This window comes from Streptomyces sp. CY-1, assembly GCF_047218265.1.
Classification (GTDB): Bacteria; Actinomycetota; Actinomycetes; order Streptomycetales; family Streptomycetaceae; genus Streptomyces; species Streptomyces niphimycinicus.
The window spans coordinates 3087028-3102572 of the sequence record NZ_CP178393.1; the positions used below are offsets into that span (position 1 = coordinate 3087028).

The 15545-nt window shown below is 73.8% G+C and carries 12 protein-coding genes and 1 riboswitch; of the genes, 7 read left to right on the forward strand and 5 right to left on the reverse strand.

Annotation, left to right across the window (positions count from 1 at the left end; all coding sequences use genetic code 11):
* Positions 1 to 106: 106 nt before the first annotated feature.
* The 5 genes from ACK1X7_RS13275 to ACK1X7_RS13295 form a co-directional block, all read right to left on the reverse strand.
* Positions 107 to 328 (reverse strand): helix-turn-helix domain-containing protein, encoded by a 222-nt coding sequence (locus tag ACK1X7_RS13275; protein ID WP_014059784.1) that lies wholly within the window; start codon positions 326 to 328, stop codon positions 107 to 109.
* Positions 329 to 743: 415 nt separating this feature from the next.
* The gene (locus ACK1X7_RS13280) at positions 744 to 2342 is read right to left on the reverse strand and encodes an ABC-F family ATP-binding cassette domain-containing protein (RefSeq protein ID WP_385146206.1); all 1599 of its coding nucleotides are present in this window, start codon (positions 2340 to 2342) and stop codon (positions 744 to 746) included.
* Between the two features lie 232 nt (positions 2343 to 2574).
* Positions 2575 to 4053, reverse strand: coding sequence for a hypothetical protein (locus ACK1X7_RS13285; RefSeq protein WP_385146204.1), 1479 nt, complete (start codon positions 4051 to 4053; stop codon positions 2575 to 2577).
* 156 nt (positions 4054 to 4209) lie between these two features.
* A complete protein-coding gene (locus ACK1X7_RS13290; protein ID WP_413115120.1) occupies positions 4210 to 5337 on the reverse strand; it encodes an alpha/beta hydrolase in 1128 nt (375 codons plus the stop codon).
* A 186-nt stretch (positions 5338 to 5523) separates the two neighbouring features.
* Positions 5524 to 6210 carry a class II aldolase/adducin family protein gene (locus tag ACK1X7_RS13295; protein WP_385146200.1) on the reverse strand — a complete coding sequence of 229 codons (687 nt, stop codon included), beginning with the start codon at positions 6208 to 6210 and terminating at the stop codon, positions 5524 to 5526.
* A gap of 360 nt (positions 6211 to 6570) precedes the next feature.
* On the opposite strand from ACK1X7_RS13295, the gene ACK1X7_RS13300 reads away from it, so the two are divergent.
* The 7 genes from ACK1X7_RS13300 to ACK1X7_RS13330 all read left to right on the forward strand — a co-directional run bounded on the left by ACK1X7_RS13300 (position 6571) and on the right by ACK1X7_RS13330 (position 15489).
* Positions 6571 to 7851, forward strand: coding sequence for an inorganic phosphate transporter (locus tag ACK1X7_RS13300; RefSeq protein ID WP_385146198.1), 1281 nt, complete (start codon positions 6571 to 6573; stop codon positions 7849 to 7851).
* Positions 7852 to 7864: 13 nt separating this feature from the next.
* Positions 7865 to 8134: a hypothetical protein gene (locus ACK1X7_RS13305; RefSeq protein WP_361512913.1), complete on the forward strand. Its 270-nt coding sequence runs from the start codon at positions 7865 to 7867 to the stop codon at positions 8132 to 8134.
* A gap of 138 nt (positions 8135 to 8272) precedes the next feature.
* Positions 8273 to 8490, forward strand: a riboswitch (cobalamin riboswitch).
* Between the two features lie 164 nt (positions 8491 to 8654).
* Positions 8655 to 9638, forward strand: a complete 984-nt coding sequence (locus tag ACK1X7_RS13310; RefSeq protein ID WP_385146196.1) for a cobalamin biosynthesis protein — start codon at positions 8655 to 8657, stop codon at positions 9636 to 9638.
* Positions 9635 to 11263: a cobyric acid synthase gene (locus ACK1X7_RS13315; protein WP_390793010.1), complete on the forward strand. Its 1629-nt coding sequence runs from the start codon at positions 9635 to 9637 to the stop codon at positions 11261 to 11263. Before ACK1X7_RS13310 ends, ACK1X7_RS13315 begins: the two co-directional genes overlap by 4 nt.
* Before the next feature lie 64 nt (positions 11264 to 11327).
* Positions 11328 to 13460, forward strand: coding sequence for a putative cobaltochelatase (locus ACK1X7_RS13320; protein WP_390793009.1), 2133 nt, complete (start codon positions 11328 to 11330; stop codon positions 13458 to 13460).
* Positions 13460 to 14056 carry a cob(I)yrinic acid a,c-diamide adenosyltransferase gene (cobO, locus tag ACK1X7_RS13325; RefSeq protein ID WP_014059794.1) on the forward strand — a complete coding sequence of 199 codons (597 nt, stop codon included), beginning with the start codon at positions 13460 to 13462 and terminating at the stop codon, positions 14054 to 14056. Before ACK1X7_RS13320 ends, cobO begins: the two co-directional genes overlap by 1 nt.
* The gene (locus ACK1X7_RS13330; RefSeq protein WP_413115121.1) at positions 14050 to 15489 is read left to right on the forward strand and encodes a cobyrinate a,c-diamide synthase; all 1440 of its coding nucleotides are present in this window, start codon (positions 14050 to 14052) and stop codon (positions 15487 to 15489) included. Before cobO ends, ACK1X7_RS13330 begins: the two co-directional genes overlap by 7 nt.
* Positions 15490 to 15545 lie beyond the last annotated feature (56 nt).

A 15545-nucleotide genomic window follows, 5' to 3' on the forward strand; every position in this document is an offset into this window, starting at 1 on the left:
CGGTCAGTACAAGTGACTGCACAGTAACCACCCGGCCGAACCGACGATCAGCCGGGTGGCATCCCTGTCCATACCTGCTGATGATGACGGAGCACAGCGCGTGCTATCAGGCCGTGGCGGCCTTCTTGCCTCGCGTCGCGCCGCCGCGTCCCCGTAGGGAAACTCCGGATTCACTGAGCATCCGGTGAACGAATCCATAGGAACGGCCGGTCTCCTCGGCCAGCGCCCGGATGCTCGCCCCGGAGTCGTACTTCTTCTTCAGGTCTGCCGCGAGCTTTTCGCGCGCGGCGCCGGTCACCCGGCTGCCCTTCTTCAGAGTCTCGGCCACCCGTGCCTCCTCATGGGAAGTGCGCTCTGGACTCTCATGATCACCCCTACAGAGCTTCCTGGCCACCCATTCGGCAAGGTCTGTGGATGAAGGATTGCCGGAGATCGCGGCGCGACGGCCTTCGGAATCAAGGATTCCGGCGGTGTTCAACCTGACACTCTTTCGTGTTCATCGACGAAGAGGCAGGTCAGGGCATACGTGAGCAAGGTCGCAGAGGTCCGGACCGGCGCACGGCACGTCGCGTGCGCCGGTGGCCCGCGACGCGCCGCGATACCAGCCGCTCTCACTCAGATGATGGATCACGCCTAGGCCGAATGATCTATGAGAAGGGCGTCGGAGCGGAGGAACCGGACTCTTGGGGCGGCGGCCGGAACCCCGCCCCCGGCGCCGCCATCGGCGCCGCTATCGGCCCTCGTCAGGCGAGCGCGACGAGGTCCGCGTACGCCTCGCCCCACAGATCCTCGACACCGTCCGGAAGCAGAATGATCCGCTCCGGCTGGAGCGCGTCGACGGCGCCCTCGTCGTGGGTCACCAGCACCACCGCACCGGCGAAGGTGCGCAGCGCGCCGAGGATCTCCTCGCGGCTGGCCGGGTCGAGGTTGTTGGTGGGCTCGTCCAGGAGCAGCACATTGGCCGAGGAGACCACCAGGGTGGCCAGCGCGAGCCGGGTCTTCTCACCGCCGGAGAGCACTCCGGCCGGCTTGTCCACGTCGTCGCCGGAGAACAGGAACGAGCCGAGCGTCTTACGGATGTCGACCAGGTCCAGATCCGGGGCGGCGGAGCGCATGTTCTCCAGGACGGTGCGGTCCGGGTCGAGCGTCTCGTGCTCCTGCGCGTAGTAGCCCAGCTTCAGCCCGTGGCCGGGGGTCACCTCGCCGGTGTCCGGCTTCTCGACCCCGGCCAGCAGCCGCAGCAGGGTCGTCTTACCCGCGCCGTTGAGCCCCAGGATGACGACCCGGGAGCCCTTGTCGACGGCCAGGTTCACATCGGTGAAGATCTCCAGCGAGCCGTATGACTTCGACAGCCCCTCGGCGGTCAGCGGGGTCTTGCCGCACGGCGCCGGGTCGGGGAAGCGGAGCTTGGCGACCTTGTCGCTCTGCCGGACCTCGTCCAGTCCGGCCAGCAGCCGCTCGGCGCGGCGGGCCATGTTCTGCGCGGCCACGGTCTTGGTCGCCTTGGCTCGCATCTTGTCGGCCTGCGAGTTGAGCGCCGCGGCCTTCTTCTCGGCGTTGGCACGCTCGCGCTTGCGGCGCTTCTCATCCGCCTCGCGCTGGGCCTGGTAGAGCTTCCAGCCCATGTTGTAGATGTCGATCACCGAGCGGTTGGCGTCCAGGTAGAAGACCTTGTTGACGACCGTCTCCACGAGGTCGACATCGTGGGAGATCACGATGAAGCCGCCGCTGTAGGTCTTGAGGTAGTCCCGCAGCCAGGTGATCGAGTCGGCGTCGAGGTGGTTGGTGGGCTCGTCCAGCAGCATGATGTCGGAGTCCGAGAAGAGGATCCGGGCCAGCTCGACCCGGCGCCGCTGACCGCCGGAGAGCGTATGGAGCGGCTGGCCGAGCACCCGGTCGGGCAGGCCCAGGCTGGCGGCGAAGGTCGCGGCCTCCGCCTCGGCCGCGTAACCGCCCTTGGTGAGGAACTCGGTCTCCAGGCGCTCGTACTTCTTCATCGCGCGCTCGCGGGTGGCGCCCTTGCCGTTGGCCATCCGGTCCTCGTTCTCGCGCATCTTGCGGAGCACGGAGTCGAGGTCACGGGCCGAGAGGATGCGGTCGCGGGCGAGGACGTCGAGATCGCCGGTGCGCGGGTCCTGCGGGAGGTAGCCGACCTGACCGGAGCGGGTGATGGTGCCGGCGGTCGGGATGCCCTCACCGGCCAGGCACTTGGTGAGCGTGGTCTTGCCCGCGCCGTTACGGCCGACCAGGCCGACGCGGTCGCCCTTGGCGATACGGAAGGAAGCGGACTCGATGAGGACGCGAGCGCCGGCACGCAGCTCGACGCCGGAGGCGGTGATCACGGGAATTACTCCTGGGCAGGGTGGACAGCGGACGGGACGGACGAGAGCGGCCGACGCCGTCTAATGCACGAGGAGAATTGCCATGCGGCTAGTTTAGCGGTGCGGGCAAGTCGTTTTCCCCCGGCCTTACGGCCCTCGCCGCGACCTTACGGCCTTCCCCATGGTCACCCGCGGCGGCCGCTCTCCTCTCCCCCGCGGCCGCTCCCCCTCGGGCCAGGCCCGTGCGAACCCGTCAAGCCCCGCCCGTGTGCACCTGGAAGGCCGCCCGGCGCACCGCCTTGGCCAGGGCCGGATCGGGGTGGGCGGCGGCCAGCGCCACCAGGACCTGCACGGTGCGGGGGTGCCCCACGGCCCGTACCTCCTCCAGCAGCGCGGGCACGGTGCCCTGGACGGCGGACTCCAGGTGGCGGACGAGCAGCGGGCTCTCGCCGTGGTCGGAGATGGCCGCGGCGGTGTCCACCCACAGCCAGGTGGCCTCCTCGCGGGTGAGCGCGTCCAGCGCCTCGTCCGGGTCGGCGCCCTCGTGCTCGGCCAGCCACAGCAGCGCGTACGGCCGCAGACACGATTCGTCGGCGACGGCCCGTACGGCGGGCTCGGCGGGCGCCCCGACGACGCGCAGCGCCTCGAAGGCGAGCCCGCGCAGCAGCGCGTCGTCGCCGCGCGCCGCCTCGATCAGCTCGGTGACGGCGCTGCCGACGGGGCGGGCGGCCAGCCAGGCGCGGTACTCGGCGCGGGCGGGGCCCGGAGTCAGGCCCGCACAGCCGCGCAGCATGTCGGGGGCGGGCTGCTCGATGTTCCCGGCCGGGCTCTGGGCAGCCACGCAGATCTGCTCCAGCTTGACCCACACCGCCCAGTTGCCGAGCGCGGACAGCTCGGCCTCCCGGCTGTCGCCCTTGGCGTCGTCGGCCGCGCTCCCGGCGCCCTCCGGTCCCGCCGGTCCGTCCCGCGGCTCCTCCCGTACGGTGAGCGCCCCGACGGACGACAGGGCGTCCAGGACCCAGTCGAGCAGCCCCTCCAGCGTGGCGGTGTCCTCGGCGTCGTCGGGGCTCGTGGCGGCCTCGGCGGGCTTCTGCGGCTCCGTGGCGTCCTGGAGCTCCGTGGCGTCCTGGGGGACCTCGCAGCGCTCGGTGCGCAGCTCGGCGACCCGCTGCCGGAGCATGTCCAGCAGGGCGGAGATCTGCATGGGGCCGGCCGAGAGCTGAAGCAGCGAGAGCAGTTGCGGTACGGCCTCGACGACCTCCGCGACCGCCGTCGGCTCGGCCGCCGCCGGGGCGGGGCAGGCCAGGGACCACGCGTCGAGGAGCGCGACCCAGCCGCGCAGCACGGCGCTGTCGTCCCGGTCCCACGCCTGCAACCGCCAGCCGGGGCGGGTGGTGCCCGCATGGTGCTCGATGAGGCCGATGAGGCGGGCGCGGTCCCAGTCGCCGCGCACCTCCGGCTCGCTCAGCCCGAGCGCGGCGGCGGCGCGGGCGGCGGCCTCGTCGGACAGCGCGCCGGGAGCGCCGTGCTCGGCCGCGGCCCAGTGGGCGATCGCCACGGCCCCGGTGAGCCCCGCCCTGGCCCGCCGGGCCAGCTCCGCCGGGGGCGGAGTGCCCTCCGGCGGGCGGGGCGCCGGTCTTGAGCCGCGGTTCACCGCGGGCCGGCGGGCGGTGGCCATCGGCCGGTTGCGGACGAGTCGGAGCCGGGAGTCGCGCGGAGTACGGGACGTCACGGAAGCAGTCTCGCCGCTGACGGCCCGAAAGCCCAATCGGCACCCGTCCGGCGGTCGCCGCGAACGGTTCGCGCCATCTTACGGACGCCTGCGCCGCCGCCCCGCGAACGCTTCCCGCGCCGTCTCGCACGCGCTTCCGCGATCGTCTTACGGGCGCTACAAGAGCGGTATCAGAAAGCGCCGCAGAGCCTCCTCGTACCCCTTGGGATCCGCGTTCCACATGGCCGCGTGGGGGGCCCGCCGCACCGTGTGAAGGGTGACCAGATCGCGTCTGCGGTCGGCGAATTGGCGCGAGGCATGCCAGGGCGCGAGGGTGTCGTCGGGGCCGTGGGCGACGAGCGTGGGCACGGACAACCGCTCGGGATCGGCCACCTCCGGAAGCACGCTGTCGTGGAGCCCGGTGCGCCCCTCGGCTGCCCGCAGGGCGAGCGGGAGCAGCGGCGCGGGGATGCCGCGGGCCGCGGCCAGGGCGCGCAGGGTGGCCTGCCAGTCGAGCACCGGGGAGTCCAGGACGAGGCCGCGGACGCGGTGGCGCAGCGCGGAGTTCGCGGCGGCGTGGAGGGCCATCGAGGCGCCGATGGACCAGCCGTGCAGCACGATCCCGGTCGCCCCGTACGCCACCGCGTAGCGCAGGGCCGCGTCCAGGTCGCGCCATTCGGTGTCGCCGAGGTGGGATATGCCGTCCTCGGGCCGGGGGGCGCCGGGGTCCCCGCGGTAGGCGAGGTCGAGCACCGGCACCCGCAACTGCCGTAGGAAGGGCATGACGACCATAGGGTGCTCACGGGTGGTGCCGAGGCCATGGGTGGTGATCACCCATGTGGAGCGTTCGCCGGGGATGAACCAGGCGGGCAGCGGGCCGAGTTCGCCGGGCACGTCGACGTCGGCGTGGTCGATGCCGAGCGCGTCCCGCGGATCGCCGATGTACACCTGGGGGGTCAGCCGCACCCGGGTGCCGGGGGGGAGGTCGCCGTGGGTGACCCGCTCCAGGCGACGCACCACGCAGTCGGCGGGGTGCGGGGCGTCCTCGATGACGGGGCCGACGACGGCGTGGCAGGAGCGGCCGGTGAGGCCGTAGACGCCGGGGCGCAGCGAGGCGAGCGAGCGGGTCAGGGTGATCTGGCCGGCCGCGGTCGCGTGCACGGTGAGCGGGGGCTCGTTGGGCAGCGGACGGTCGGGGGCCGGTTTCAGCGCAGCGTCGGTGGCGTACCGTCCGGCCGCCACCGCGGCCACGCCGGCACCCAGCAAGGTGGTGGCGGCCGCGACCGCCGTTGTCCGCAGGCGCATCCCTCCCAGTGTGGGCGGGGAGGCGGCCCCCGGCCAGCGGGCGTGCCCGGCCGGGTGACCGTTCCGGCCCGGGCCCGGGGCCGGGCGCGTGCGGGGCCGGGCGCGTGCGGGGCCGGGCGCGTGCGGGGCCGGGCGCGTGCGGGGCAGGCCCGGGCATGTGCCCGGCCGGGCGGGGGCCCGGCGGGCTCAGCTCGGCTGGCCGTAGCCGCCGAGCTTGTCCGCGGCGCGCCGCAACTCGTCCGGTGGGATCAGGGTGGGGGTGCGGCCGGGGACGGAGACCGCGGTGAGCCAGACCTGGCACATCCATTCGAGCTGGGCGGTGCGGTCGTACGCCTGGTCCAGGGTGGCGCCGTGGACGACGGTGCCGTGGTTGCGCAGCAGACAGCCGCTGCGGCCGCGCAGTGCCTCGATCATGGCGTCGGCCAGTTCGTCGGTTCCGTAGAGCGCGTAGGGCGCGACGCGGATCGGCCCGCCGAGGGCCGCGGTCATGTAGTGGATCGCGGGGAGCTCGTCGACGAGCGTGGAGACGGCCGTGGCGTGGACGGCGTGGGTATGGACCACGGCCTCGGCGTCGGTCTCCCGGTAGACGGCCAGGTGCATGGGCAGCTCGCTGGTGGGCTTCAGCGTGCCGAGGACCTGCTGTCCGTCGAGGTCGACGGCGACGGCGTCCCGTGGGCCGAGCCGGTCGTAGGGGACGCCGCTCGGGGTCACCAGGACGGTGTCGCCGACCCGGGCCGAGACATTGCCCGAGGTGCCGACGACCAGGCCGTCAGCGGTGGTTCTGCGGGCCGTTCGCACCACCTGCGTCCATGCCTGCCGCAGGGGATGGGTCAGCCGCGACTGCGGCTGCCGCGTGGATCGCGACTGGGTCACCTGCCCTCACCTCCGAGGCCCGATCCTCCCAGGCGTCCGGCGGCGGGGCGATGGCGGGACCGGAAGGGGCGCGGCGCTTGTCCACGACCGACTACGACCGCGCCTCGTGGGCACCCGCACCCGTGCGGGTGAACGAGGGTGAACGACGGGCGCCCGCGGGGCCGGTCCAGGGGCCTCCTCCGGCGGTCCTCGATCGAGGCTCAACTCCCCTACGACATGGGAAAGTCGGCCTGAATTCATCAGGCTTTAGCACTCCCGCAACCACGTCACCCTGATGCCCCACTCAGTTCATCTTCCGTTCACCCTGTTTCCTTACGTTCACCGTGCCACTAACGACCTTCGAACTGATTGACCGGGTGTATGGAACACATCACGCTTCTCATCGGGATCGTGATCGTCACGGCCTTGGTGTTCGACTTCACGAACGGCTTCCACGACACGGCTAACGCCATGGCCACCACCATCTCCACGGGAGCACTCGGTCCCAGGGTGGCGGTGGCGATGTCGGCCGTCCTCAATCTCGTCGGCGCGTTCCTGTCCGTGGAGGTGGCCAAGACCATCTCCGGCGGGATCGTCGACGAGGACTCCGGTATCCGACCAGAAGTGATCTTCGCGGGACTGGTCGGGGCGATCCTGTGGAATCTGGTGACCTGGCTCGCCGGACTCCCCTCCAGCTCCTCGCACGCCCTGTTCGGCGGCCTGATCGGCGCCACCGTGGTCTCCGTCGGCCTGGACGGGGTCAACGGGGACGCGATCGTCATGAAGGTCCTGATCCCCGCCGTCGCCGCGCCGGTCGTGGCCGGCATCGCCACGGTGGCCGCCACCCGGCTCACCTACCGGCTCGGCCGCGGCCGCTCTTCGGAGGAGACCGCGAAGGGCTACCGCGCGGGGCAGATCGCCTCGGCCGCCCTGGTCTCGCTGGCCCACGGCACCAACGACGCCCAGAAGACGATGGGCGTGATCACCCTGGCGCTGGTCACCGGGGGCGTGGTGGCACCCGACTCCGACCCGCCGCTGTGGGTCATCGTCTCGGCGGGCCTGGCCATCGCGCTCGGCACCTACCTGGGCGGCTGGCGCATCATCCGCACCATGGGCAAGGGCATCACCGACATCCAGCCGCCGCAGGGCTTCGCCGCCCAGACCGGCGCCGCGACCGTCATCCTCGCCTCCTCCCACATCGGCTTCGCGCTGTCCACCACCCAGGTCTGCTCCGGTGCCGTGATGGGTGCGGGTGTCGGCCGTAAGGGCGCGGTGGTGCGCTGGTCGACCGCCGGCCGCATGGTGGCCGCCTGGGTGCTCACCCTCCCGGCCGCGGGCCTGGTGGCGGGCGGCGCCGCGCTGCTGGCCGACCAGGGGAACGCGGGGATCACGGCGGTGGCCGTGCTCGCCGTCCTGGCCTGCGGGGCGATCTGGGCGCTGTCGCGCCGCAAGCCCGTGGACCACACCAACGTCAACGAGGTCGGCGCACAGGAGCCGGTGGGCGCCGTCACGGCCGCCCTGCGGTCCGTGGCCCCGCCGCCCGCGGGTGCGAAGCCCGCCGCCCCCGAGAGCGCGGCCGAGGCCGCCCCCGAGAGCGGCATCGCCGAGCACACACCCGAGCAGACCCCCACCCCCGCCGCCGCGAGCAGCACCACCCGCTAAGGAGCCATGGAACATGAGCATCGACTGGGCGGCCCTCGGCCAGGTCTTCGGCGTCAGCCTCGTGGTGACGGTCGGCATGGTGGGCGTCTTCACCCTGGGCATCCTCGGGACGTCCCGTAAGGCGGCGCCGGAGCAGGGCGGCGCGGCTGCCGTCTCCGGTGGCGCGGCCGCCGTGTCCGGTGGCGGGGTCGGCGCCTCCGCGCTCGCCCGCACCGGGGCGTACGCCTGCTTCGCGCTGTGCGCCGCGGCCGTGGCGTACGGCATCTATCTGATCGTCGCCTGAGGCTCGCGTCCTCATCGACCCACCGGCCGCCGGATGGTGGCGCTGACCAGCGCCGACCGTCCGGCGGCCGCCTTATGTCCGCCAGTGTCTGTGGGGCTCGGCACACTCGGGCGTCAAGGGTCATATGCGAGTTGACGGCCATTCGCGGCCCATGGTGGACTTCCCGAGCCAAACGGCGGCAGGAGAGGAAGCCGGTGAGAATCCGGCGCGGTCCCGCCACTGTCACCGGGGAGCACTCTCCCATCGCCTGTATGGGGTCACGGCTCGACCGTACGGTTCCTTTCGTACGCGGGGCTGGAAGACCGGGAGGGGCGCGGATCCGGGAGCCAGGAGACTTTCACCGCCGGTCACGTCGAACCAGGGCGCGGACCCTGAGTGAGGACATACCGCCATGCCCGGCACCTCCACGCCGCCAGCCTCCTCTGTCCCCGCTGGCTCCTCCGGCCCCTTCGGTTCCCCTGGCCCCTTCGGCCCCTTTGGTCATGCATGGTCGCGCCGAGGCGTGACGGCGGCCTGACGGATGCGTGCCGATCACGCCTCGTTCGCGTGCGGTGCGGCCCTCGGCTTCCTCGGTGATCTCGCCACGGGCGATCCGCGCCGCGGCCATCCGGTCGCCGCGTTCGGGCGCGCCGCCGCGGCCGCCGAGCGCCGGCTGTGGCGTGACCACCGCGGCTACGGGGCCCTGCACACCGCGTTGTGCGCGGGCGGCGCGGCCGCCGGTGCCGCGCTGCTGACCCGCGCCGTACGGGCCCTGGGCGGGCGCGGTGGCGCGGAGATCGCGCTGACCGCCGCCGCCACCTGGGCCGTGCTGGGCGGCACGACGCTGGGCCGTGAGGCACGGGCCGTCGGCGGGGCCCTGGCCGCGGGGGACCTGGAGATCGCCCGGGAGCGGCTGCCGCATCTGTGCGGGCGCGATCCGCAGGCGCTGGACGGGCCGCAGATCGCCCGCGCGGTCGTCGAATCGGTCGCCGAGAACACCTCCGACGCCGTCGTGGGCGCGCTGGTGTGGGGGGCCCTGGGCGGCGTGCCGGGGCTCATCGGCTTCCGCGCCGTCAACACCCTGGACGCCATGGTGGGCCACAAGTCGCCGCGCTACCGGCGGTTCGGCTGGGCGGCGGCCCGGCTGGACGATGTGGCCGGCTGGCCCGGTGCGCGCCTTACGGCGGTCCTGGCGACCCTCACCGGCCCCGATCCGCGCGGTGCGCGGCGCGCCTGGCGGCGCGACGGCCGGCGCCATCCGAGCCCCAACGCGGGCCCCGTGGAGGCGTCGTTCGCGGGCGCGCTCGGCGTACGGCTGGGCGGCACCCTCACCTACGGCGGCCGGGTCGAGCACCGGCCGGTGCTCAACTCCGGCGGGCGGCCGGTGGAACCGGCCGACATCGAGCGGGCGATACGGCTGTCGCGGCGCGTCGGCGTCCTGGCGCTCGGGGTGTCCATGGCGGCCCGGCCGGTGCTGAGGGCGTTGACGGGGCGGCCCCGGGCCTTGGGAAGGGGCGGCGGATGAGCGGGATACGCGGTAAGGGCGGCACGGAAGGTTCCGGGGCGCGCGGCGGGGGGCTGCTCGTCGCGGGCACCACCTCCGACGCGGGCAAGAGCGTCGTGACGGCCGGGATCTGCCGGTGGCTCGCCCGTAAGGGCGTCACCGTGGCCCCCTTCAAGGCGCAGAACATGTCGCTCAACTCCTTCGTCACCCGGGAGGGGGCGGAGATCGGGCGGGCGCAGGCCATGCAGGCCGCCGCCGCGCGCGTCGAGCCGAGCGCGCTGATGAACCCGGTCCTGCTGAAGCCGGGCAGCGACCGCAGCAGCCAAGTGGTGCTGCTGGGCAAGCCGGTGGGCGAGCTGAGCGCGCGCGGGTACTTCGGGCGCTCGGAGCCGGCGGCGAACCCGCCGTCGGGCGTGGCCTCCCCCGGGCAGCCGCGGCCCTCGGGGCGGGAGGCCCTGCTGGGGACCGTCACGGAGTGCCTGGAGGAGCTGCGGCGCACCCATGACGCGGTGATCTGCGAGGGCGCGGGCAGCCCGGCCGAGATCAATCTGCGCCGTACCGACATCGTCAACATGGGGCTGGCGCGCGCCGCCGGGCTTCCGGTCGTGGTGGTCGGGGACATCGACCGCGGTGGCGTCTTCGCGTCCTTCTTCGGCACCACCGCGCTGCTGTCGGCGGCGGACCAACGGCATGTGGCCGGCTATCTGGTGAACAAGTTCCGCGGCGATGTGAGCCTTCTGGAGCCCGGTCTGGAGATGCTGCGCGACCTCACCGGGCGCCCGACCGTCGGTGTGCTCCCGTTCGCCCACGGGCTGGGGATCGACGAGGAGGACGGGCTGCGGGTGTCGCTGCGCGGGGCGGTGCGGGAGAGCGTCGTGGCGCCCCCTTACGGCGCGGACGTCCTGCGGATCGCGGTGGCCGCCGTGCCGCTGATGTCCAACTTCACGGACGTGGACGCGCTGGCGGCCGAACCGGGCGTGATCGTGCGGTTCGTGGACCGTCCCGAGGAGCTGGCCGACGCCGATCTGGTGGTGCTGCCGGGCACCCGGGGCACCGTAAGGGCGCTGGAGTGGCTGCGCGAGCGCGGGCTCGCCGACGCGATCGCCCGGCGGGCCGCCGAGGGCCGTCCGGTGCTGGGCGTCTGCGGTGGCTTCCAGGTGCTCGGGGAGCGCATCGAGGACGAGGTCGAGTCGAAGGCCGGGACGGTCGCCGGGCTCGGGCTGCTGCCGGTGCGGGTGCGGTTCGCGGCGGAGAAGACCCTGGCCCGGCCGGTGGGCGAGGCGCTCGGTGAGCGGGTGGCGGGCTACGAGATCCACCACGGGGTCGCCGAGCTGCTCGACGGGGCCGAGGAGCCCTTCCTGGACGGCTGCCGGGTGGGCTCGGTGTGGGGCACCCACTGGCACGGCTCACTGGAGAGCGACGGCTTCCGGCGGGCGTTCCTGCGCCGGGTGGCCGCCGCCGCGGGCCGGGCGTTCGTACCGGCCCCGGACACCCGCTTCGGCGAGCTGCGCGAGGAGCAGCTCGACCGGCTCGGCGACCTGATCGAGGAGCACGCCGACACCGACGCACTGCTGCGGCTCATCGAGAAGGGCGTCCCGGAGGGGCTGCCGTTCGTCCCTCCGGGGGCGCCAGGGGGGACGTCGTGACCCACCCCGACATCCACAGCGACACCGGACCGGGACACCCACGCACACCAGGAGGTACCGCCGCGTGACCACCACCTACCCCTTCAGCGCGATCGTCGGCATGGACGGTCTGCGGCTCGGCCTGCTCCTCAACGCCGTCTCACCCGCCGTGGGCGGCGTCCTGGTGCGCGGGGAGAAGGGCACGGCCAAGAGCACCGCCGTAAGAGCGATCGCGGCGCTGCTGCCCGCGGTCGACGTGGTGGCCGGGTGCCGGTTCTCCTGCGATCCGGCCGCGCCCGACCCGTCCTGCCCGGACGGGCCCCATGAGCCGGACACCGGCGAGGCGCGCCCCGCGCGGATGGTCGAACTGCCCGTGGGCGCCTCCGAGGACCGCCTGGTCGGCGCCCTCGACATCGAGCGGGCGCTGTCGGAGGGGGTGAAGGCGTTCGAGCCCGGACTGCTCGCCGACGCCCACCGCGGGGTGCTCTACGTCGACGAGGTCAACCTGCTCCACGACCATCTGATCGACCTGCTGCTCGACGCGGCCGCCATGGGCGCCTCCTACGTGGAGCGCGAGGGGGTGTCCGTACGGCATGCGGCGCGCTTCCTGCTGGTGGGCACCATGAACCCGGAAGAGGGCGAGCTGCGGCCGCAGTTGCTGGACCGCTTCGGTCTCACAGTGGAGGTCGCGGCGTCCCGGGACACCGATGAGCGGGTCGAGGTGGTGCGGCGGCGGCTGGCCTACGACGAGGACCCCGAGGGGTTCGCGGCGCGCTGGGCGGCGGACGAGGAGGCCCTGCGGGAGCGCATAGCGGCGGCGCGCGCCCTGCTGCCGCGGGTGCGGCTGGGCGACCGCGCGCTGCGGCAGATCGCGGCGGTGTGCGCCGGGTTCGAGGTGGACGGGATGCGCGCGGACATCGTGACGGCCCGTACGGCGACCGCGCTGGCCGCCTGGGCCGGACGCACCGATGTGCGGACCGAGGACGTACGGGGGGCGGCGCTGCTGTCGCTCCCCCACCGCCGGCGGCGGGCTCCGTTCGACGCGCCGGGGCTCGACGAGGACAAACTCGACGAGATCCTGCGGCAGTTCGAGGAGGACGAGCCGGAGCCGGATCCCGACCCGGGCCCGGAGGGCCCCGACAGCCCGGACGACGGCCCGGGCGGCCCCGACGGCCCCGGCGGCGGTCCCCAGGAGGACGCGGGCGACGGGGCCGGGGAGCAGGCGCCGCCCGCCGCACCCGAGCCGTCCGTTCCCGACCAGCGCACGGGTGAGCACGAGACGGCCGATCGCGAGACCGATTCCGCCCGGGCCGATGGCGACGACGGGGCGGACGAAGGTCCTGGCGGAGGCGGCGGTGAGCGGGCGGCCGTGGGCGCCGCCGAGCCGTTCCGGACCCGGCGGCTCGACGTCCCCGGTCTGGGCGAGGGCGCGGCCGGGCGCCGGTCGCGGGCCCGCAGCGCCCACGGCCGCACCACCGGGGCGCGCCGCCCCCGGGGGACGCTCTCCGCGCTGCATCTGACGGCGACGGTCCGGGCGGCCGCCCCGCATCAGCGGGCGCGCGGACGGCGCGGTCCCGGGCTCCTGGTGCGCCGGGACGATCTGCGCGAGGCGGTGCGCGAGGGCCGGGAGGGCAATCTCGTGCTGTTCGTGGTGGACGCGTCGGGCTCGATGGCCGCGCGGACGCGGATGAGCGCGATCAAGGGCGCGGTGCTGTCGCTGCTGCTCGACGCCTACCAGCGGCGGGACAAGGTCGGGCTGATCACCTTCCGGGGCTCGGACGCCGAGCTGGCGCTGCCGCCCACCTCGTCGGTGGACGCGGCGGCCGTGCGGCTGGAGCGGCTGCCGACGGGCGGCCGTACGCCGCTGGCGGCCGGGCTGTTGAAGGCGCGGGAGGTGCTGCGGGTGGAGCGGCTGCGGGATCCCGCACGCCGTCCGCTGCTGGTCGTGGTGACCGACGGGCGGGCCACGGAGGCGAAGCGGTCCGGCGGGCCCACGCCGGTCGAGCGGGCCGGGCGCGCGGCGCGGATGCTCGCGGGCGACGGGGTCGCCTCGGTGGTGGTGGACTGCGAGTCGGGGCCGGTGCGGCTGGGGCTGGCGGGCGCGCTCGCCCGTGAACTGCGGGCCACGCCGGTGACGCTGGACGAGCTGCGCGCGGACAGCGTGACCGCGCTGGTGCGCGATGTACGAACCGTATCGAACCCTCGGAGGGCCGCCTGATGCCGCAAGGACAACCGACCGTCGTCCCGGACGACGGGCTGACCACCCGCCAGCGCCGCAACCGTCCGCTGGTGTTCGTCCACACAGGTCAGGGCAAGGGCAAGTCGACCGCGGCGTTCGGGCTGGCGCTGCGGGCATGGAACCAAAACTGGCCGGTCGGTGTATTCCAGTTTGTAAAGTCCGCGAAATGGCGGGTCGGTGAGGAGCGTGCGCTGCGCGTCCTCGGCGACTCGGGCGAAGGGGGGACCGTCGCATGGCACAAGATGGGCGAGGGCTGGTCGTGGGTCCAGCGCGACATGGCTTCCAGCGAGGAGGCCGCACGCGAGGGCTGGGAGCAGGTCAAGCGCGATCTCGCGGCGGAGACATACCGGCTCTATGTGCTGGACGAGTTCGCGTATCCGATGCACTGGGGCTGGGTGGACCCCGACGAGGTGGTGTCGGTGCTGCGGGACCGGCCCGGGACGCAGCACGTCGTCATCACGGGGCGTAACGCACCGGCGCAGTTGGTGGACTTCGCCGACCTGGTCACCGACATGTCCAAGGTCAAGCATCCGATGGACACCGGTCAGAAGGGCCAGCGAGGCATCGAGTGGTGAGTATCCCGCGTCTGGTGATCGCGGCTCCCGCCTCCGGCAGCGGGAAGACGACGGTCACCGCGGGGCTCATGGCCGCCTTCGCGGAGCGCGGTCTGGACGTGTCCCCGCACAAGGTCGGCCCGGACTACATCGACCCTGGCTATCACGCGCTCGCGATCTCCTCGGCCGCCTCCTCGGCCGGGCGGTCCCGGGCCGGGGGCGCGCGCCCGGGCCGGAATCTGGACGCCTATCTGTGCGGTCCGCAGCGGATCGCCCCGCTGTTCCTGCATGGGGCGGCGGGCTGCGATCTGGCCCTGGTCGAAGGGGTGATGGGGCTGTTCGACGGGGCGGCCGGGCAGGGCGAGCTGGCCTCGACGGCGCATGTGGCCAAGCTGCTGCGGGCGCCGGTGGTGCTGGTGGTGGACGCGTCGTCGCAGTCGCGTTCGGTGGCCGCGCTGGTGCATGGCTTCGCGTCCTGGGACCCAGAGGTGCGGGTCGCGGGGGTGATTCTCAACAAGGTCGGTTCGGACCGTCACGAGGTGATGCTGCGGGAGGCGCTGGAGGGGTGCGGAGTGCCGGTGTTCGGCGCGCTGCGCCGGATGCGGGAGGTGCGGGCACCGAGCCGCCATCTGGGTCTGGTGCCGGTGGCCGAGCGCCGGGCGGAGGCGGTCGATTCGGCGGCCGCGCTGGCGGCGCGGGTGCGGGAGGGCTGCGATCTCGACGGGCTGCTGGCGCTTGCGCGCAGCGCACCGCCCCTGTCCGAGCCGGTCTGGGATCCGGAGGAGGAGATGCGCCGGGCGGGGGCGGCCGCCCCCGGTGCCGGGGGCCGGGGAGGGCGCGCGGCGCGGCCGGTGGTCGCCGTGGCGGGCGGGGCCGCGTTCACCTTCTCGTACGCGGAGCACACCGAGTTGCTCACGGCGGCCGGGGCGCGGGTCGTGCCCTTCGATCCGCTGCGGGACGAGCGCCTCCCGGAAGGCACCGGCGGTCTGGTGATCGGCGGCGGGTTCCCGGAGGTCTACGCCCCCGAGCTGTCCGCGAACGAGCCGCTCCGGGCAGCCGTCGCGAGGCTCGCCGCCTCCGGCGCGCCCATCGCCGCGGAATGTGCCGGCCTGCTGTATCTGGCGCGTTCGCTGGACGGGGAGCCGATGTGCGGGGTGCTGGCCGCCGAGGCACAGATGTCGGAACGTCTGACGCTGGGCTACCGTGAGGCCGTGGCCATCTCCGACACCGCCCTCGCCGCCGCGGGGACGCGGGTGCGCGGCCATGAGTTCCACCGCACGACCATCGTGCCCGGAGCGGGGGCGGAGCCCGCCTGGGGGCTCGTCCACCCGGAGCGTCGTACCGAAGGGTTCGCACAGGGAAATGTGCATGCCTCGTATCTGCATGTGCACTGGGCCTCGGTCCCAGGGGCGGCGGCCCGGTTCGCCGACAGATGTGTGTCGCCTGCCGGTTGAGCCGAGGCGGTGGGCTGACGTGGAGGTCATCGGCCGGGGCAGGGAGTGTCCTCTGC

Coding starts and splice junctions, on each gene's coding strand:
- ACK1X7_RS13315 (WP_390793010.1), top strand. CDS start 9,635: ATGAGCGGGATACGCGGTAAGGGCGGCACGGAAGGTTCCGGGGCGCGC.
- ACK1X7_RS13300 (WP_385146198.1), top strand. CDS start 6,571: ATGGAACACATCACGCTTCTCATCGGGATCGTGATCGTCACGGCCTTG.
- cobO (WP_014059794.1), top strand. CDS start 13,460: ATGCCGCAAGGACAACCGACCGTCGTCCCGGACGACGGGCTGACCACC.
- ACK1X7_RS13310 (WP_385146196.1), top strand. CDS start 8,655: ATGCGTGCCGATCACGCCTCGTTCGCGTGCGGTGCGGCCCTCGGCTTC.
- ACK1X7_RS13290 (WP_413115120.1), bottom strand. CDS start 5,337: ATGCGCCTGCGGACAACGGCGGTCGCGGCCGCCACCACCTTGCTGGGT.
- ACK1X7_RS13305 (WP_361512913.1), top strand. CDS start 7,865: ATGAGCATCGACTGGGCGGCCCTCGGCCAGGTCTTCGGCGTCAGCCTC.